This is a genomic window from Acinetobacter haemolyticus CIP 64.3 = MTCC 9819, from assembly GCF_000369065.1.
GTDB classification, from domain to species: domain Bacteria; phylum Pseudomonadota; class Gammaproteobacteria; order Pseudomonadales; family Moraxellaceae; genus Acinetobacter; species Acinetobacter haemolyticus.
Map to the genome: position 1 here is coordinate 1 of NZ_KB849799.1, position 19034 is coordinate 19034.

Below are 19034 nucleotides of genomic sequence, written 5' to 3' on the forward strand. Positions count from 1 at the left end.
CAAAGTTAAGATGATGGTATGACAATTTTATATACTCCATAAACCCTTTAAATTAATTAGGTGGTTTATGTCGCACTTCAAGTTTTACTCTGCCATGATATCCTGTTGGATCTGCGAAAACACCAGAACATCCTTGAGATACCCAAAGATAGCCTGACTTGGGGTTAAATCCCCAAGTTCTATTTAAAATACAAGATGCGTGAGAACTCTGATGGATTAATTGAGGCTTTTTTAATGATTTTGCATAACACTCATTATATTCAAAGTTTTTAGATTCACACTTAACTGTTGTTTCAGCAAAAGTGTGATTACTAATACTTAAGCTAATTAAAATAAGTGTTAGCGATGTATAAAAATAGTTTTTTATTTTCACGAATATCTCCCTTTTTTGTATAATGAAAATCACATATGTGAAAATCTATTTTGATATAACAATTGATATATTCTAGATGCATGTAAATGTAAGTTTGGCAACTCCGTTAACTAATAAATGGGACTTTGTTTGATTTTTAATAATTTTTACTGTTTTATTCTTGTTGTTACAATATTTAGTAGCATTCTCCATTGCATAGCTTTCAGCGCCACCTTTTCTACCAGCTAAAGGTGCAGCTTCAACAGCAGAAATATAATTTCCATGTTGATCAGTAGTGATTTCGGCATTATAGGTTAAACCCATTCCTCTAACTTTGGTTTTATCATTTTGAACAGCACATCCTGTGGCCAATATTGCTGATAGAATTATTAACTCAGAAAACTTAATTATTTTCATAATTTTTCCTTATTTTTTGAATTAATTACTTAAAAATTTAAAAAAGTTTTAAGTAATTAAATATTTTTATTCGGTTTTATAATCAACATAAATATAAAGATTAATAGTTAATTTATAAAATAAGAGAACTCTGTTGTAAATGTCAATTGGTTGTTTTGTGATCGTTTATTTTATGGTGTTTGAATCATAGAAATTTATTATAAGGTATACACTAAGCATTGAATTTTATAGTAAATTGAAGCTTTATTGTGTAATTTTTATTTGTTTATTTAATGTAAGTACCTGTAAGTAAAGAATAAAATGTTAGTTTTGATTTGAAAACTATAGTGGCAATAAACGATTAAATACTACATTTTTCATGACAATTGTGGAGGTGAGGCGTTGTACGTTAGGTAGGGCTGACAAGCTATCATCATATAATTTTTGGAAACTTGCTAAGTCTTTGGTGACTACATGTAGGAGGTAATCTGGATTGCCAAATAGACGTTGAGCTTGCGTTACATTTGCAATTTCACTCACTTTTTCTTCGAAACTAGATAATGCCTTTTTGTCCCCATCTTTTAAAGTGACGAAAATAATTGCTGAAAAGTTCAAACCAATTTTGGATGCTTCCAAATCCGCATGATAGCCTTTGATAATTCCTGATTCTTCCAGTGCTTTCACACGACGATGACATGGAGATAGGCTGAGTCCAACTCTTTCTGCCAATTCAGTGATAGATAATCGTCCATTTGCTTGTAGTTCAGCAATAATTCTCTTATCAATGCGATCCATTTAGAAGAAACTACCTTTTAATTTTAAATGTATAGAAGTAATTAGAATAACATTTTAATCATAAAAGCCTACTATCTCAAAGCAATATTTATCAATTGGTATAAATATCAAAGCTGAAAAATGACATGTTATTGAGGAATAGGGCTGCTTTATGGAATTAAGTGTGATATTGGCTTTTTGGAGTGTTTCAATTCTATTTGTGCTTACACCCGGTGCGGATTGGGCGTATGCAATTTTAGCAGGTATTGAGGGAAAGTTTGTTAGTACCGCCGTTACAGGATTGATTTTAGGGCATTTGATTGCAATTTTATGTGTTGCTGCAGGTGTAGGCTCACTCTTAAACCATTTTCCGATTCTACTGACGGCAATGACAGTGTTAGGTGCGGGATATTTACTGTGGATGGGAGTTCATCTGTTATTGCAGCCAGCAACTATTTCACACACTGATGGACAAAATCAATCATTAATGAATGCTAAAGCATGGTTGATTAAAGGTGTGGGGATTAGCGGTTTAAATCCCAAAGTACTGCTTTTGTTTTTTGCGTTGTTACCACCATTTATACATCCCAAAATGGCACTTTCTCCAACAATACAAATCATGATGTTAGGGATGATTCATTTACTGAGTTGTGCTGTGGTGTATATGTTAGTAGGCGTGGCAGCAAAAAAATTATTGAGAACACGGCCTGCAGCAGTAAAAATTGTGAGTCGTGTTTCAGGTGGCTTGATGGTCCTGATTGCATTAATTTTAGTGGTCGGGCAAGTTTGAGAAAATTAAAATAGGAATCCATAAACAGATTATGGATTCCATTGGTCATCTAAATTAAAGAATTGATTTTAGTCGTTTGACCACTTCTTCACATTGTGCCAAATCTGCAACCAACGCCATTCGAACATGACCTTCGCCTGGGTTACCTTGTTCAGTATCTCGAGAAAGATAACGACCGGGCAAAACTTTAATGTGGGCTTTTTCCATGAGCATTTTGGCAAAAGTTTCATCATTATCTACTTTTAACCAATAATAGAAGCCAGCATCTGGTTTTTGTAAAGGTAGCAGATGACCAAGCTCAGATTGGAATAAATCAAACTTAGCACGGTATTGTTGACGATTCTCTTCAACGTGTGCTTCGTCATTCCAAGCTGAAATGGATGCCAATTGATGCTGAACTGGCATTGCAGCGCCATGATAGGTGCGATATTGCAGATAAGGTTTTAATAAAGCTGCATCTCCAGCCACAAAACCAGAACGCATACCAGGCAAGTTGGAACGTTTAGAAAGTGAGTGAAATACGATGCAATTCTTGTAATCATCACGTCCCATTTCTGCGCAAACTTCTAATAGTCCAACAGGTGCTTGATCAAACCAAAGTTCCGAATAACATTCATCAGATGCAATCACAAAATTATATTGGTCTGACAAAGTGATTAATTTTTTAAATTGGTCTTTTGACAGTACGGTTCCCGTTGGATTACCCGGTGTACACACAAACAATAATGCTGTTTTTTCCCAAACTTCAGCTGGGACGGCATCAAAATCGCCTAAATAGCCATTTTCTTCAGTGCAATTGATGAAATAAGGTTTAGCACCTGCAAGTAGTGCAGCGCCTTCGTATATTTGATAGAACGGATTTGGCATCACGATATAAGGTTGATCTTCACGTTTGATGAGTGATTGCACAAACGAAAAAATACCTTCACGTGTTCCAGAAACAGGCAGAATATGATCTTCTGCACTGATAGTGTTCAATTTAAAACGGTTTGTCAGCCATTGTGCAATACTTTGGCGCAACTCAGGTAAGCCTTTACTATTTGGGTATGTAGATAAATGTGCGAAATTATCAATAATGGCTTGTTTAACGAACTCGGGTGCTGGATGTTTTGGCTCACCAATTGAGAGTGGAATCAATGGTAAGTTGGCAGGTTGCACATCTTTAAAAAGTTGATTTAACTTTTCAAAAGGATAAGGATGCAATAGAGACAAGCTTGAGTTCATTTAAACGTTACCAAAAGTAAGAATGAAAAGTTCCCCCTTTTGAAAAAGGGGATGCGGAGCTACAACTCCGCAAAGTGTTTTTAAGATGGATTACAAATTTGATTAGAAGCCTCATCCAATGCTGCTTTTAATGTTTCAGCAAAAGTCTTTACTTCTTCATCGGTGAGCAATACACCATTTTTCTTGGTGACAAAGAAAATATCTTCTGCGCGCTCACCAAGCGTTGCAATTTTGGCAGAATGAATATCTAAGCCTTGCAACATGAATAATCCACCAATACGAGCCAATAGGCCCGGTTGATCTAGTGTTGAGATTTCAACCATATGCTGTTGTAAAGCAGGGTTGAGTACAATATCAACCGTGTTTTGTATATCAAAATGACGTAAATGACGAGGAATACGACGTTGCATGATACCCGGATATTGATCAGGGTGACTCAATGCCTCAACTAAAGCAGCTTTAACTTTGCGCTCACGCTCTGGGTCGGTCAATAACGTCCCAAAGCGATCAAGCACCAAATAAGTATCTAAGCTAAAAGCAGTAGATGCTGTAATAATTCTAGCATCTTGGACATCGAGATTCATACGATCAAGAACAGCTACCGTTGTTGCAAATAAGTTCGGTTGATCGCGTGTATAAATAAAGATCTGAACCGCATCATCAGCAGCGTTACGGTGCGCACGGAGTAGAACCAAAGGTTCTGGATTATCACCATGTTGCAATATTGCTTGAGTGTGCCATGCGATTTCATTGGCTGACTCTTTAACAAAGTATTCATCACCAAGCTCTTGCCAAACTTTTTCAACTTCGGCGAGGGAGAAATCATTGACCAATAATTCACTGGCAGCAAATTTGGTGTCTTCAATCAGCATTTGGTAATCAACAGGACGACCTAAACCCGACCGAATCACATCGCGTGAATAAGTATAAAGCTGACGCATGAGCGATGCGCGCCAAGTGTTCCATAGTTTTGGATTGGTTGCATTGATATCTGCTACGGTCAAAGTGTAGAGATAATCTAAATGTTCCATATCACCGATTTTTTCAGCAAACTCTTTGACTTCATCTGGATCAGAAATATCTTTTTTCTGCGCCGTGAGTGACATGAGAAGGTGATTATTGATCAACCATGCAACCAGTTTACACTCGCGTTCAGTAAAACCATGGGTGCGGCAGAATTCGATAGCATCGAGTGCACCGAGTTCACTATGATCACCACCACGTCCTTTTGCAATATCATGGAAAATTGCAGCTAGATAAACAATGTCATGGCGTGCAATTCGTTGGAAAACAGAGCTTACAACAGAGAATTCTTTGGCAAATTCAGGTTCTTTAAAGCGACTTAGATTACGTAGTAGCAATAAAGTATGTGCATCGACGGTATAAATATGGAATAAATCGTATTGCATTAATCCGGTGATTTGTCCAAAAGCTGGAATGTAATTACCCAATACACCATAACGTTTCATTGAAACCATTGTTTCATATAAACGATGAGGTGATCGAATAATAGACATGAATAGTGCTTGATGGGCAGGATTGTCACGGAAACGTTGATCAATACGTTTTGCCGCAAGTACTAATAAACGTAAGGTACGTGCACGTATACCGGTAATTTCAGGTCGATTTGCCAGTAAATAGAATAATTCTAAAATAGCACTCGGTTCTTCTGAAAACACTTTGTGATGTTGTACTGCTAATTTGCCATCTACGATTTTAAAACGTTCATTAATATCGATAATATGACGTTCATAGTCTGGTAGACGAGGGGTAATCACGGATTCATTGAAATACGCCAGTAGCATTTCATTCAGGGTTGAGACCTGTTGCGCTGTGCGATAATAACGCTTCATGAATTGTTCAACTGCAAAGTTTACAGGTTGACCTTCTTCTCGCACATAACCAAATTTTGCAGCAATATCTCTCTGATATTCAAACAATAAGCGGTTTTCATCACGTTTGGCGAGGCGATGTAAATGGGTGCGAATTTCCCACAAAAAGCTTTCCGCTTCTTCTAATACAGCTAGTTCGAACTCAGTAATAAAACCAAGATGTACAAGATCATAAATACGGTTTACACGGAAATGACGTTTTGCAATCCAACCAATTTGATTAATATCTCGAATACCACCGGGTGCATTTTTAATATCAGGTTCTAAATTACTTTCTGTATTGTTATGTTGAGCATAGCGTTTTGCTTGTTCTTGCATTTTTGCGTCATAGAACGTTTGATCCGTCCATGTTTGCGCAACAATTCGACGGGGCCATTTTGCAAGTTGTTCATTGCCGGTAATTAAGCGAGCTTCAATCAATGTTGTTGCAACGGTTAAGTCATTACTCGCTTGTTCAACACAGTTTTGAATGGTGCGGACACTAATGCCCGGTTTGAAGTTGCCAACATCCCAAAGTGATGAAATAAATGTGGAAATAAGTTTCTCTTGATCTTCACTTATTTCATCTTCAGATAAAATCATGATATCCGTATCGGAATACGGAAGCATCTCATGGCGACCATAACCACCAACAGCAAATAAACCCAATTCAGTTTGATCTAATCCAGCATGATTCCAAAGGAATATAAGTGCTTCATCGATAGAATTTGATCTTGCTTTGATGACATCACGAATCGACTGACCATTTTCATAGCTCTCTTGTAACTGCTTTTCTACATCTGTTCGCCATTGATTAATAGCTTGAATGTCATGATGACTGGTCACGTAGTTTAGCAATGGAGATGTATTGATCATGAAAATGGGTCTTCTATCAAAGTCCCTCTTGATTGCAAGAGGGGTTAGGATTGTTTAAGCGTTTGTTTCTACACTCACTTGGTCAGCTGCTTGTTGTGCTAACTCACGTGCCAAATCTGTGGTTTCAGCACGTGCAGTCGCGACGCCCATGCGACGACGTTTAAAGCCTTCTGGTTTACCAAATAGACGCAAGTCCGTGTTCGGGTTTGCTAAAGCAAGATTTACGCCAGAGAAGCTTAAGTTGTTTGCATCCACACCTGCATAAATCACTGCGCTCGCTGCGGTACTATGACGTGCTGTATTCACAGGTAAACCTAAGATTGCACGCGCATGTAACTCAAATTCACTTTGAAATTGAGAAGCTAAAGTTACAAGACCAGTATCATGTGGACGAGGAGATACCTCACTAAACCAGACTTGATCACCTTTGATGAATAACTCTACACCAAAAATACCACAGCCGCCCAATGCTGTAGTGACTTTATTGGCAATGCGTTTTGACTCTTGTAATGCAGTTGCTGTCATCGGTTGAGGCTGCCAACTTTCTACATAGTCACCAGCATCTTGACGGTGACCGATTGGATCACAGTAATGGGTCTCGATTTCACCTGTTTCAGGATTTTTGGCGCGTACCGTCAGTAAGGTAATCTCAAAATCGAAATCAATTTGCGATTCAACAATAACTGTGCCTTGATTGACACGTCCACCTTGCATTGCATATTCCCATGCTGCATCAACTTCATTGAAGCTTTTTACGCGAGACTGACCTTTACCAGATGAAGACATTACAGGTTTTACAAAGTTTGGATAGCCAATATCATCACAGGCAGCTCGGAAGCTTTCAAGGGTGTTGGCAAAACGATAAGCGGAAGTTGGTAAACCAAGTTCCTCTGCTGCTAAACGACGAATACCTTCTCGGTTCATGGTCAAGTTAACGGCTTTTGCAGAAGGAATTACAGTTGCTATTTCATTTTGTTCAATCTCAACGAGTACTTCAGTTGCAATCGCTTCGATTTCAGGAACAATTAAATTAGGTTGAATTGTTTCGATAAGTTTTTTTAATTCAGCAGGATCAGCCATATTGAGCGTATAAGCGTAATGCGCTACTTGCATTGCAGGTGCATGATCATAACGATCTGCAGCATGGACTTCGACACCTAAGCGCTGTAGAGAAATAACAACTTCTTTACCTAGCTCTCCAGAACCTAACAGTAAAACCTTAAATGCAGAAGATTGAAGTGGAGTTCCTAGAGTGACGCTCATGCGAATAATCCTATCCTGAGTAATTTGTGTTTAAGCATAGCAGAACTTTTTATGGAATTAAGCTTGTGTTAGACAAAAAACATGGTTTTTGTTAGACAAAAAAGAATGATCTAAATACCCGCAATCTGCTTAGACATTGACATCATAATTCAGTTCTAATTCATCAGCATTTTTTCCACGAATCCCCCAATGATTTTTCGGTGTTTCAAAAATAGTAATTTCAATATCTTGTGGTGATATATCACACAAGTTTTGGATATTCGAAAATATGGTTTGAATGAGTTTTTGTTTTGCCTCGATTGATCGGCCTTCAAACATGGAAATTTCAATAATGACGTAATGATCGCTGCGATCATCTGGATAAACAAAGTTTTCTGGTTCCATAGGAATAAAGCGCTGAAACTTCTTTTCAATTGGATAAGCTAAACTTGTCACTAATGCTTGATGAATGGCTTCAGACAATCTCGGTCTAAATTGCGTGATCGTTTGATTTAATGCATAAATTTTTATTTGTGACATAAGTAATTTACTCCATAAGTTATAAAAGTTTATGTAAGATTTGAAATGATGCTTTATACCTTCTTTATTCTTTTTCACATATTGAAAGTAACAAAAGAAATTGTTGTTAAAAGATGATGATTGGGAGGAGCTAATTTAAGAGAATAAGTCAACATACTACATCAGTCTAGTCATTGGTTCGCTGGTATGATTGATAAATCAGTAACAAAGATTGAGAATTATTTCTAAATTGACTAGCATTAGTCGCAAAAGTTTTGGTGACTGTTTTCAGATGTTAAAGAAAAAAAGCTGTATCAGCGCAATGGTGTTATGTACCCCCTTATTACTTATTGCATGTGGTAATGGGAATAATGAACCTGAAAAAAAGGTTGAGATCAAACCTGCGCCGAAACTGACAAATGATGCAACTGCATATGCAAATGCAGCTTGGCAATTAATCAATGAGATTGATTCACTTGTTTATGACAAGAAAATCGATGAAATAGAAGAAGAAGTAAGAAAGCCGCTGCGCCAATTGAGTACTGATTGGCGCATCAATGTCAAAATGACCGATTCGGTTACTGAAGGAAAATACGCGTTGTGCCGAAAAGCGCTTACTAGTCTAGATAGTTGGGCTAGAGATGTGCTCGCCAATGCCAACAGCGCAACTCAAAAGCAAGCAGACTATGAAAGAGACAAAAACCAGTGTAAAGGTGCGATTGATAATCCAGCATTAGGGAATACCTCGCCCAAATAGTTTACTATTCCTAAGGTTATAAATTGTAAAGAAATAGTTCTGAAATTTTGTTGAAATGATTGACTCATAGCCATGGAGAACGTAGGATAAATTTCCTAAATTGTATAAGGAACCTGTGGTTAAAAGCCAAGTTCTCATATGGATACTCCCAGTTTAATTTCAGAAACTTTTGGACAATTTTCTTTTGCTTCAGCCCTTAGTGGTGACGCATTACTCTTATTGCTATATGTTGTTTTAGCATTATTTTTTTCTTTTTTATGTTCGATTGCTGAAGCAACATTACTCAGTATTACGCCAAGTTATATTGCTGGTTTAAAGGAAACTGATCCTAAAAAAGCTGAACAGTTAAGACGTTTAAAAGAAGATAATATAGATCAATCCTTGGCTGCGATTCTAACCGTAAATACCATAGCTCATACTGTCGGTGCGATAGGTGCTGGTGCTAAGGCGATCTCAGTATTTGGTCAAGTGTGGTTCGGTGTTTTCTCCGCAGTCATGACCTTATTGATTCTGTTCCTTTCAGAAATCATTCCTAAAACACTTGGTGCTGTATATTGGCGCCAATTGGCTTCCTTTACAGGTATTTATGTCAATTTCCTTATTAAAACTATGTACCCATTAATTGTTGTTTCAGAAAAGTTAACCAAACTCATTTCTGGCGATAAAAAAGCGCAACAATTCAGTCGTGATGAGTTCGTAGCGATGGCGGGTATTGGTAAAGAAGAAGGGATGTTGAATGATCGAGAGTCTAAAATCATTAGAAACCTCTTTTTATTCAAATCATTTGATGCCAGTACGGTAATGACACCGAGAATTGTTGTTTCAGCCTTACAAAAAGATCTAACGGTGGATGAAGCACTTGCGATACCAACTGTCTCAAATTTTTCACGCTTACCAATCTATGAAGATGATCTAGATAGCGTAGTGGGTTTTGTGTTACGTGAAGATTTGTTAGTGGCAAAGAACAAAGAACAGGGCGAACATTCAATTAATGAATTTCGTCGTGAATTGATCACAGTCATGGCAAAGACCCCTTTATCTAGATTAATGGAAATCTTATTGGAACAACGACAGCATATTGCTTTGGTCGTTGGCGAATATGGAGATACCAAAGGTGTGGTGACCTTAGAGGATGTTGTTGAAACGCTCTTAGGGATTGAAATTCTTGATGAAGGTGACAAAGTCGAGGATATGCAAAAATTGGCAAGACAGCTTTGGGAAAAGCGTGTTGGAAAGATGGGGATTCATTTAGAGTCGCCATTTAAATAGATTTTTTAAATCTGTGTCGATCGCTTGTTGGCATTGAACTGTGAATCTATAACCTGTGTAATTGTTTTTAAACAATACTTACATTACACAGGTTTTTAATCAATCAAAGTACCTTTTGTAGATAATAATTTTAATTTATTTAAATCAATCACCTGTATTTTTTTGAAGCCCAATTGAATCACGCCTTGTTTTTCGAATTGGTTAAGTTCTTGATTCACCGTTTGTCTCGATACGGTGAGCATATTGGCTAGTTGATCTTGTGATATTTGAATATTCAAATCGTTAATAGCAGCCCGATTACCATAACCTTCTAATATAAATAGGTTTTGTTGCACAAAGATTTGAAATGCAAAGCGCCCCTAATTGAGCCAAATTTAAGGCGTAACTTGGGTAAGTGGTCGACCTAATTCCGTAAACCTGTTGAGGACTGCTACACGTGCATGAATTTCATTCACCTGACTAGGAAAGCTTCTTGCCATTAATTTATCGCCTAATAATTTAATGCAATGCATCTTGGTTTCCACCAAACTTCGTCGATGATAGCCTGACCATTTTTTCCATAGTCTCCTGCCTAAACGTTTAACTGTTCGAAGTAATTCATTTCGTTCTAGCGAGCTGATCTTTGTATCTTTCCATGGTTTCGCATTTTTTCTAGGTGGAATCACCGCATGCGCTTGCCGATCTGCAATGACCTGACGGCATTGCTTGGTGTCATAAGCTCCATCGGTATAAACAGAGTCAATCTGCTCATCTTGTGGAATCTGATCGAGTAAATCACCAAGCACTTGTGAATCACTGACATTATTTGTAGTGAGTTGAATAGCGCGTATTTGAAGGGTTTCAGCATCTATACCAATATGTAGTTTACGCCATTGGCGACGATATTCAGGTCCATGTTTCTTGCGTTTCCATTCGCCCTCACCTAGAAACTTCATGCCTGTAGAGTCTATGAGTAGATGCAGCCCATCGCTACTTTTTTGGTAGCTGATTGCAATATCAATATGCTTTTGTCTTCTACAAAGCGTACTGTAATCTGGTGCGGTCCAATTTAATCCACAAAGTTTAATCAGACTTTGCACAAAGCCAGTGACCATACGTAAAGATAGACGGAATAAGGATTTAATCATTAAGCAGCATTGGATAGCTGCGTCGGAGTAGGTTTGATTTCGCCCTTGTTTGCCTTTTGATGGAGCATACCATTGCGTAGCAGGATCAAACCAAATGGCAATATTTCCGCGACTCATGAGTGCTCGGTTATATGCGGGCCAATTGGTTGTGCGGTAGATTTTGTGTGTAGGCTTCTTCATTTGAAAATTATATCGCTGAAAAAGCCTTTACAGATAGGTTTGTGCAACAAAGCCATATAAATAATAAGCGTTGAGCAAGACGCTGGCTGATCGTTTGAGTTTGAATTGCAATTTGCTCTAAAAAAACATAACGAAGTTTTTGACTGGTTAGTAAGGCAAAGTAGTACCAATAATACGGATTTTTTAATAAGAACTCTTTTAGAGGATCTCCGGGAATTTGCAGAACAACGCTTTTTTTAAGTGCTATCGCATCATGTGATCGTGGTTGGTTATCGATTAAAGAGATTTCACCAAACCACATGATTGGCTCAGCAATTGCAGCAATTGCCTCATTACCATTTACATCGATGTAACCCAAGCTAATTGAACCTTCAAGCACACCATATACGCCATCAAATTGATCTTGGGCATGGAATACAGCGGCATTTTTTTCAATGACGAGTTTCTTACCATGATCCAAAATGAACTGCTTGAAAGGTTCTGTAAGCTGACTAAACCAAGCGTTTTGCTGCAAATGGCGAATATAAATTGGATCTAACACGATGTTTCCTTTCTCAAAATTTAGTTCCATTTGTCAGCTACATGACAACTTTGTCTTTTGTTTTCTTATAGATTAATAACATATAGAAGTAATCGGAGAAATGAAAAATGACAAATTTGGAACGTCTACTAAGTCAATACGCGGCTTATCACTTAGATCGAAATAATATTTTGACCCATTTTATAGGGATTCCTTTAATTGTTTTTTCAATTTTATGCTTAACTGCTCGCGCTGGCGTGGAAATTTCTAGCGTTTCAGTGACTTTGGCATCGATACTGATCCTATTAAGTACGATTTACTATATTTCACTGGATAAGCTATTCGGGATTTTAATGCTGATTATATTTATTGCAGTATATCCACTTGCCATAAAAATAGCAGCATTACCGATGTGGAGTTGGTTAGGAGCAAGTATTGGTATTTTCGTAGTGGGTTGGGTATTTCAATTCATTGGGCATTATTTTGAGAAGAAAAAACCTGCATTTGTTGATGATTTGATTGGTTTAGCCATCGGACCATTGTTTGTTTTAGCTGAATTTATTTTTATGCTGGGTTTCCGCAAACCATTACATCAGCGTATTTTAAAAGAAGCACAAATGAAGCGTGCGACAATGGATATGAAAACGCAAACTATCTCTTAATATTGTGTTGAATGAATAAAAAAACCGCCAATCAGGTCAAATTGGCGGTTTGGAAATCAAAACTTTGATTTATACGTTGAAGCGGAAGTGAAGAACATCACCGTCTTGAACGACATAAGTTTTACCTTCTAGACGCCATTTTCCTGCTTCTTTAGCGCCGTTTTCACCGTTGTATTGAATAAAGTCATCGTAAGAAATACATTCAGCACGAATAAAACCTTTTTCAAAATCAGTGTGGATCACACCAGCAGCTTGTGGCGCAGTCGCACCCACTTTAACTGTCCAAGCACGAACTTCTTGTACACCCGCAGTGAAATAAGTTTGTAAGCCAAGTAAGCTATAGCCCGCACGAATCACCACGTTTAGACCTGGCTCTTCCATACCCATTGCTTCTAAGAATTCAGCACGGTCTTCATCTTCAAGTAATGAAATTTCAGCTTCGATCTGATTGCAAAGTGGTACAACAATCGCATTTTCTTCAGCAGCAAGTTTTTTTACTGCGTCAAGATGAGGGTTATTTTCAAAACCATCTTCTGCAACGTTTGCAATATACATAGTTGGTTTAAGTGTCATTAAACCAAAACCACGAACAGCTTTACGTTCATCATCAGAAAGGTCAGCGGCGCGAGCTGGTTTACCTTCGTCAAGTAAAGGTTGGATTTTTTCTAAAGCTGCTTTGGTTGCGATTGCTTCTTTATCGCCACCTTTTGCTGCTTTAGTTAAACGTAGTAATGCTTTTGCAACAGTATCAAGGTCAGCAAGTGCAAGTTCAGTATTGATGGTTGCGATGTCATCTAATGGGTCAATTTTACCATTTACGTGAATCACGTTTTCATCTTCAAAACAACGTACTACGTGTGCGATTGCATCAGTTTCACGAATGTTTGCAAGGAATTGGTTACCCAAACCTTCACCTTTTGAAGCACCAGCAACCAAACCTGCGATATCAACGAATTCCATGGTAGTAGGAATAACACGTTGTGGTTTAACAATTGCTGTAAGTTTGTCTAAACGTGGATCTGGAACAGGGACAATGCCTGTGTTTGGTTCAATGGTACAGAACGGAAAGTTTTCAGCAGCAATCGCTGCCTTTGTTAATGCATTAAATAATGTAGATTTACCTACGTTTGGCAGACCAACAATACCGCAATTAAAACCCATGAAACCACTCACAAATGTGTTATTTAAAAATTGCTGCTGATTTTACATGAAAGCCATGACAAAGTCAGGTCATGGCGAGTGCGGTTTTTTATTTCGAGCTTAAACTTTGCGTTTATCGAGTTGTTTAGCAATATTATCGCCTGTCGTTTGTACTAACATGACCAAAACAATCAGCACTAAAATCACCGCCAGCATGACTTGCATATCAAAACGTTGATAGCCGTAACGATAGGCAATATCGCCCAAACCGCCTGCACCTATCGCACCTGCAATGGCAGAAGAGCTGATCATGGTGACGATGGTCACGGTAAAGCCTGCAACAATCCCCGGCAAAGCTTCAGGAAGCAATACATGCCAAAGAATCTGCTTGCGGTTACAGCCCATTGCTTGTGCTGCTTCAATCAACCCTTGATCGACTTCACGTAGGCTGACCTCCGCAATACGGGCGAAGAACGGAATAGCGGCGATGGTCAACGGTACAATCGCAGCCAAGACCCCATAACTGGTGCCGACTATCCAGCGGGTAAATGGAATCAAAGCCACCATTAAAATCAGAAAGGGTACAGAACGGGTAATATTAATCACCCAGCCTAAAGACTGATTGATTTTCTTTGAAGGATAAATCCCAAAATCAGCAGTACTCACCAAAATCAAAGCAATTGGCAGACCAATCAAAAAGGCGAGAATCGCAGAAACACCGACCATAATTAAAGTATCGGTAGTGCCTGTGAGTAACAGATCAATGAGTTGATTGTACATAACCGATCACCTCAAGTTGTGTTATTGCAGGATGTTTTGCAAATTGGGCGCTGTTCAGATTAAAGTCGAGATTGCGAATCCCGATGATCAATGAGCCGATGGTACGCTGCTGAATGCTATCTACCTGACTGTGATAGACCTTAACGGGGCTATTAAAGCCATCCAATAGTTCATATAAATCAGGCACCGATTTCGATTCACTGACATATTTCAATTTTAAAATCTGATGCGTACTCTCAGGCAAAATGGTTTGGCTCAACTCAAAGGGTAAATTCACCTGTTCAAAGTTGAGTAATTCCTGCGTGATCTGTTGTTGTGGATTGGAAAATACTGACCAGACTTGCCCAGCTTCAACAATTTCACCTTGATCAATCACGATGACCTGATCGCAAATCTCTTGGATGACCTGCATTTCATGCGTGATCAAGACAATGGTTAAACCGAAGTCTTGGTTAATTTGTTTTAATAAAGCCAGAATATTGGCAGTACTTTCAGGATCCAGTGCGGAAGTGGCTTCATCACAGAGCAGGATTTCAGGCTGAGAAACCAAGGCCCGAGCAATACCCACACGCTGTTTCTGTCCACCAGACAGTTGAGCTGGGTAATCATTTCTCTTTGCTTCTAAACCTACCAGCGTCAGTACATCACTGACGCGTTGTTCTATCTCAGCTTTTTCATAACCTGCAATACGGAGTGGTAAAGCCACGTTTTCCCACACGGTTTTGGCAGACATTAAATTAAAATGTTGAAAAATCATGCCGATTTTCTGTCGTGTTTTGATCAACTCGGCATGACTCAGCTCAGCAATATTTTGTTGATGAATCAAAATACTGCCTGTATCAATTGACTCTAAGCCATTTAATGTACGCAGTAGGGAGGATTTACCTGCACCACTTTTTCCGATAATCCCAACAATCTGTGCTTTGGGAATATCGAGATGAATGTCTTTTAAGGCATGTAAGCGTTTGCCCTGTACATCATAAAACTTGTTTAAACCGCGTATTTTCAGGTGTGGAACTGAAAAATCGACTTGTGAACCAAAACTCACCATCATCGTTCTCCTTATTTCCAGCCAGAGAACCATAGCGTTGGACCAAAATCGCTATCCAAGGCCGCTTTCACTTTTGCTGAGTTTTGATAAATCTCGACAAATTTCTGTAGTTTGTTGTCCTTGTCCTGATAATCATCACGCACCACAAATAAAATCGCATAACGTTTATTGGTGTTGTCATCAAACAATAAGGCACTTTCAGGATCTGCGGTTTTGGCCAAACGTAAGTAATGCGGATAGCCAAAAGCAAGATCAACATCATCAATTGCACGTGCTGTTTGCGGACCTTCCACTTCAGTAAATTTCAGGTTCTTCGGATTTTCGATAATGTCTTTCAGTGCAGAAAGGTGATTGTTACTGTCTTTCAGTTCAATCAACTTGGCTTGTTGCAATAGCAATAAAGCACGCCCTTGATTAACAGGATCATTCGGAATCGCAACAGTTGCACCATTTGGCAGTTCATCAAAGCTTTTATATTTTTTTGAATACAGTCCAACATGCGAAGCCGCACCCGCAGCAAATGACTTTAATTTAAAGCCAGTTTCTTTAATGGCATTATCCAAAAAAGGCTGATGCTGGAAAAAGTTTGCATCGATATCACCATGATTCAAAGTGATGTTAGGCGTATTCCAGTCGGAAAACTCGACCAATTTGACATTCAAACCTTGCTGTTTGGCTTCATCTGCTGCAACTTGCAGTGGATGAGCAAAAGAAGGACTAATCCCAATCACCAGTTCACTGCTATGGTTCTGTCTTTGCTTATTCCAAATCAATAAGGCAATAATCGCAACAACGACGACAAGGCCAATACCAAGCCATTTTTTAGAGGCTGTTTGAGCCATATATTTCTCCAATTCTTTATTTAGTTAAGCACTTAGGTTTTCAATTATTTTCAATTCGTTGCTATGTTTATATTTGCTACATCGGAACTGATCAGCAGGATGGCTGGCAGCTAAATGGTCCCCTTGGGCAAAAAGCTTATTGCGTAATGAACCTGTGCCATATTCAGTTTTATAACGTCCACGTTGCTGTAACTCAGGGATCACCAGTCGAATGAAGTCATGATGTGACTCAGGCGCAACCGTACGAGTCAGGTTAAAACCATCAATGCCAGTTTGATCGAGCAGCTCAATCAGATATTCCGCAACTTCAGCAGCACTGCCGACAATGAGCGGATAACGTCCACCCAAAACATGCTGTGCTTTCAGATCATTTTTGCTGATGCGCTGTTCTTTAAACTTCTCATTGACGGAAGCAATGCTATTGCTCTTTTGATAAGGAATCGCTTCATCATCTGCAAACTGTGAAAGATCAATCCCGACTGAACTTGCATAATGCGCTAGACCTGCTTCAGGACTAGCATATTGACGATATTCAGCCAGTTTTTGCTGGGCAAGTTCATGTGTTTCAGCGACAACGACGGTAATGCCGACAAATATTTTAATCGCACTTGCATCTCGACCTTGTTGCTGTGCTTGTAGTCTTATTTTATTGACTTGCTGACGAATCTTTTCAGGTTGATCGCCACCAATAAAAATACATTCCGCATGACGTGTAGCAAACTGTAGTCCTTTCGGTGAAGCACCTGCTTGGAATAAGGTTGGGGTACGCTGTACCGACGGCGCAACTTGAAATACACCTTGGCTTTGATAATATTGTCCTTGATGATTGATCGAGTGGACCTTGTTCGGATCAGTAAAAACGCGCTGTTGTTTATCTTTCTTTAAGGCATCATTTTCCCAAGAACCTTCCCAATATTGATAGCAAAGTTGTAAAAACTCCTCGGCTTGATCATAACGTGCATCATGATCTTTTAAGCCTTTTTGCCCAATTAGGCGTTCGGCACTATCCAAATAGCCAGTGACAATATTCCAGCCCAAACGACCTTGGGTTAAATGATCAAGACTGGCAAATCGCCGTGCAAATTGATAAGGCTGTTCATAGCTGAGATTGACCGTGACACCAAAACCCAAATTCTGCGTGACCAAAGCCATTGCTGAAATCAGGGTGGAAGGGTCATGGCTTGGTAGTTGAATCGATTCTTTTAAAGTCAGCTCAATCCCATTTTGATAGACATCGTAAACGCCCGTAATATCCGCTAAGAATAAACCATCAAACAAACCTTGTTCTAAAGTTTGTGCCAATTCAGTCCAATAACTCAGTTCATTAAAGCGATGTGATTGATCACGCGGATGCGTCCATAAGCCATGATTGATATGACCGACACAGTTCATATCAAAGGCATTTAACAAGATTTTTTTAGCAGTCGTTTGGCTCATTACAAAGTCCCCCGACGTGGAGGCAGAATGCCATTCAACACATAATTGCCAATGAAGTAATATTTCCAGCGTGCAGCATCATGTAAGGTATGTACACGTGCATTACGCCAATGACGATCAAGACCATCAGCACTTTGACTGCCACGACTACCGGCTAATTCAATCAATTTCGATGAGGCTTTTAATGCAGTTTCAGTACTATGCGCACGTATTTTGGCGACATCAATTGAGGCTTTGGCCAAGGTCTCTGCATTGAGATCCTGTTTGGCAATATCTACAGAGCGAGCTGCTTGTTTAAGTAAAAGTTCGCTGGCTTTGACATCGGTTGCCACACGACCTAACTCAGATAGGGTTAAGGGGTCTTGAGTAGCGGAATCAATATTTGCGTCAATCCAAGGGCGGGCGACACGCACACGTTCCAGTGTTTCTTCAAAAGCAGCACGAGCAATCCCGACTTCAATCGCTGCATGCATGATTTGAGCAAATGGGCCAACCAAAGACAGTTGCTTAAACGCAGTATCAAAAGCAATCACATCCTCTTTGGCAACAAAGACCTGATTAAATTTGACTGTACCACTGCCTGTGGTACGTTGCCCAAAGCCAGACCAGTCATCAATCAGTTCTAAGCCTTCACTATCACGTTGCACAAAAGCCAGAAACTCATTACCCGTTTCATCCACCACTAAGGTTGGAATACGATGTGCAAACAGACTACCGGTGCAATAAAACTTTTCTCCTTGAATCAGATAACCGTTTTCGCTTGGAATTAAGGTGGTTTGCTTATGTGCAGAAGTGCGGGTTTTAAATTCCGCCAGCGCATTACCGAAACGTGCACCTTGTAATACTTCTTGATAGAGGCGTTTCTTTTGCGCTTCCGTACCAGTATTGCGTAATACTTCCAATGCATAAAAATGGTTTTGTGGAATCTGACCGATTGAACCATCCGCACCACTAAACAGCGCAATCACTTTAGCTACGGTTAGGCTGGAAACTTCTGCACCGCCGTATTGTTTGGGTACAGTAATCGCCCATAAACCTGACTGACTATAGCTTTCGATTTCTGTAAAGGGCAAGTTCCGGTTGGTATCACGTTCAACCGCCGCTTGTTTAAACTGTTGACTGAGTTGAGTCGCAATTTCTAGGGCTTCGGCATCGCTTTGGATAATATGAGCCGCTTTTAAATGGGGCTTGGCAAAACCTTGTAGTTCTTGATATGAGGTCATGA

General features: G+C 39.2%; 18 protein-coding genes and 2 pseudogenes. 4 read left to right on the forward strand and 16 right to left on the reverse strand.

What is annotated here, in order from left to right; genetic code table 11:
- Window positions 1-52 precede the first annotated feature (52 nt).
- The 3 genes from F927_RS16710 to F927_RS00025 all read right to left on the reverse strand — a co-directional run bounded on the left by F927_RS16710 (window position 53) and on the right by F927_RS00025 (window position 1543).
- Window positions 53-373, reverse strand: coding sequence for a DUF3011 domain-containing protein (locus F927_RS16710; RefSeq protein WP_005080375.1), 321 nt, complete (start codon window positions 371-373; stop codon window positions 53-55).
- A 72-nt stretch (window positions 374-445) separates the two neighbouring features.
- Window positions 446-769 carry a hypothetical protein gene (locus F927_RS00020; protein WP_004639362.1) on the reverse strand — a complete coding sequence of 108 codons (324 nt, stop codon included), beginning with the start codon at window positions 767-769 and terminating at the stop codon, window positions 446-448.
- A 321-nt stretch (window positions 770-1090) separates the two neighbouring features.
- Window positions 1091-1543 carry an Lrp/AsnC family transcriptional regulator gene (locus F927_RS00025; protein ID WP_005080377.1) on the reverse strand — a complete coding sequence of 151 codons (453 nt, stop codon included), beginning with the start codon at window positions 1541-1543 and terminating at the stop codon, window positions 1091-1093.
- A gap of 151 nt (window positions 1544-1694) precedes the next feature.
- On the opposite strand from F927_RS00025, the gene F927_RS00030 reads away from it, so the two are divergent.
- A complete protein-coding gene (locus F927_RS00030; RefSeq protein WP_004639360.1) occupies window positions 1695-2312 on the forward strand; it encodes a LysE family translocator in 618 nt (205 codons plus the stop codon).
- A gap of 54 nt (window positions 2313-2366) precedes the next feature.
- Here the strand turns inward: F927_RS00030 and dapC are convergent, their stop codons facing one another.
- From dapC to F927_RS00050, 4 genes are all read right to left on the reverse strand, one after another.
- Window positions 2367-3536, reverse strand: coding sequence for a succinyldiaminopimelate transaminase (gene dapC, locus F927_RS00035; RefSeq protein ID WP_004639359.1), 1170 nt, complete (start codon window positions 3534-3536; stop codon window positions 2367-2369).
- An 80-nt stretch (window positions 3537-3616) separates the two neighbouring features.
- Window positions 3617-6283, reverse strand: a complete 2667-nt coding sequence (glnD, locus tag F927_RS00040; protein WP_005080380.1) for a [protein-PII] uridylyltransferase — start codon at window positions 6281-6283, stop codon at window positions 3617-3619.
- Between the two features lie 54 nt (window positions 6284-6337).
- Window positions 6338-7555, reverse strand: a complete 1218-nt coding sequence (gene purT, locus F927_RS00045) for a formate-dependent phosphoribosylglycinamide formyltransferase (protein ID WP_171055795.1) — start codon at window positions 7553-7555, stop codon at window positions 6338-6340.
- A gap of 120 nt (window positions 7556-7675) precedes the next feature.
- Complete coding sequence (locus tag F927_RS00050) at window positions 7676-8065, reverse strand: tautomerase family protein (RefSeq protein WP_005080383.1); 390 nt, start codon at window positions 8063-8065, stop codon at window positions 7676-7678.
- 271 nt (window positions 8066-8336) lie between these two features.
- On the opposite strand from F927_RS00050, the gene F927_RS00055 reads away from it, so the two are divergent.
- Window positions 8337-8801 (forward strand): hypothetical protein, encoded by a 465-nt coding sequence (locus tag F927_RS00055; protein WP_004639355.1) that lies wholly within the window; start codon window positions 8337-8339, stop codon window positions 8799-8801.
- 138 nt (window positions 8802-8939) lie between these two features.
- On the forward strand, window positions 8940-10070 hold the full coding sequence (locus F927_RS00060) for a CNNM domain-containing protein (protein ID WP_005080387.1): 1131 nt from the start codon (window positions 8940-8942) through the stop codon (window positions 10068-10070).
- A gap of 95 nt (window positions 10071-10165) precedes the next feature.
- Here the strand turns inward: F927_RS00060 and F927_RS00065 are convergent.
- The 3 genes and pseudogenes from F927_RS00065 to F927_RS00075 all read right to left on the reverse strand — a co-directional run.
- Window positions 10166-10402, reverse strand: a pseudogene (locus F927_RS00065) (helix-turn-helix domain-containing protein); the annotation flags it as partial.
- A gap of 42 nt (window positions 10403-10444) precedes the next feature.
- Window positions 10445-11377 carry an IS5-like element IS17 family transposase gene (locus F927_RS00070; protein WP_020846310.1) on the reverse strand — a complete coding sequence of 311 codons (933 nt, stop codon included), beginning with the start codon at window positions 11375-11377 and terminating at the stop codon, window positions 10445-10447.
- Between the two features lie 55 nt (window positions 11378-11432).
- Window positions 11433-11948: pseudogene (locus F927_RS00075) on the reverse strand (Crp/Fnr family transcriptional regulator); the annotation flags it as partial.
- Between the two features lie 77 nt (window positions 11949-12025).
- Here F927_RS00075 and F927_RS00080 point away from each other — a divergent pair.
- Window positions 12026-12559: an Mpo1 family 2-hydroxy fatty acid dioxygenase gene (locus F927_RS00080; protein WP_005080396.1), complete on the forward strand. Its 534-nt coding sequence runs from the start codon at window positions 12026-12028 to the stop codon at window positions 12557-12559.
- Window positions 12560-12628: 69 nt separating this feature from the next.
- Here the strand turns inward: F927_RS00080 and ychF are convergent, their stop codons facing one another.
- The 6 genes from ychF to F927_RS00110 form a co-directional block, all read right to left on the reverse strand.
- Window positions 12629-13720 (reverse strand): redox-regulated ATPase YchF, encoded by a 1092-nt coding sequence (gene ychF / locus F927_RS00085; RefSeq protein ID WP_004639352.1) that lies wholly within the window; start codon window positions 13718-13720, stop codon window positions 12629-12631.
- A 99-nt stretch (window positions 13721-13819) separates the two neighbouring features.
- On the reverse strand, window positions 13820-14479 hold the full coding sequence (locus F927_RS00090; protein ID WP_004639351.1) for a methionine ABC transporter permease: 660 nt from the start codon (window positions 14477-14479) through the stop codon (window positions 13820-13822).
- Window positions 14460-15530 carry a methionine ABC transporter ATP-binding protein gene (locus F927_RS00095; protein ID WP_005080397.1) on the reverse strand — a complete coding sequence of 357 codons (1071 nt, stop codon included), beginning with the start codon at window positions 15528-15530 and terminating at the stop codon, window positions 14460-14462. The genes F927_RS00090 and F927_RS00095 overlap by 20 nt, the downstream gene beginning before the upstream one ends.
- 11 nt (window positions 15531-15541) lie before the next feature.
- A complete protein-coding gene (locus F927_RS00100) occupies window positions 15542-16372 on the reverse strand; it encodes a MetQ/NlpA family ABC transporter substrate-binding protein (protein WP_005080399.1) in 831 nt (276 codons plus the stop codon).
- Window positions 16373-16396: 24 nt separating this feature from the next.
- The gene (locus F927_RS00105) at window positions 16397-17809 is read right to left on the reverse strand and encodes an LLM class flavin-dependent oxidoreductase (RefSeq protein WP_005080401.1); all 1413 of its coding nucleotides are present in this window, start codon (window positions 17807-17809) and stop codon (window positions 16397-16399) included.
- Entirely contained in the window at window positions 17809-19032 is a 1224-nt protein-coding gene (locus F927_RS00110) for an SfnB family sulfur acquisition oxidoreductase (RefSeq protein ID WP_005080403.1), read from the reverse strand. Before F927_RS00110 ends, F927_RS00105 begins: the two co-directional genes overlap by 1 nt.
- Window positions 19033-19034: the final 2 nt, after the last annotated feature.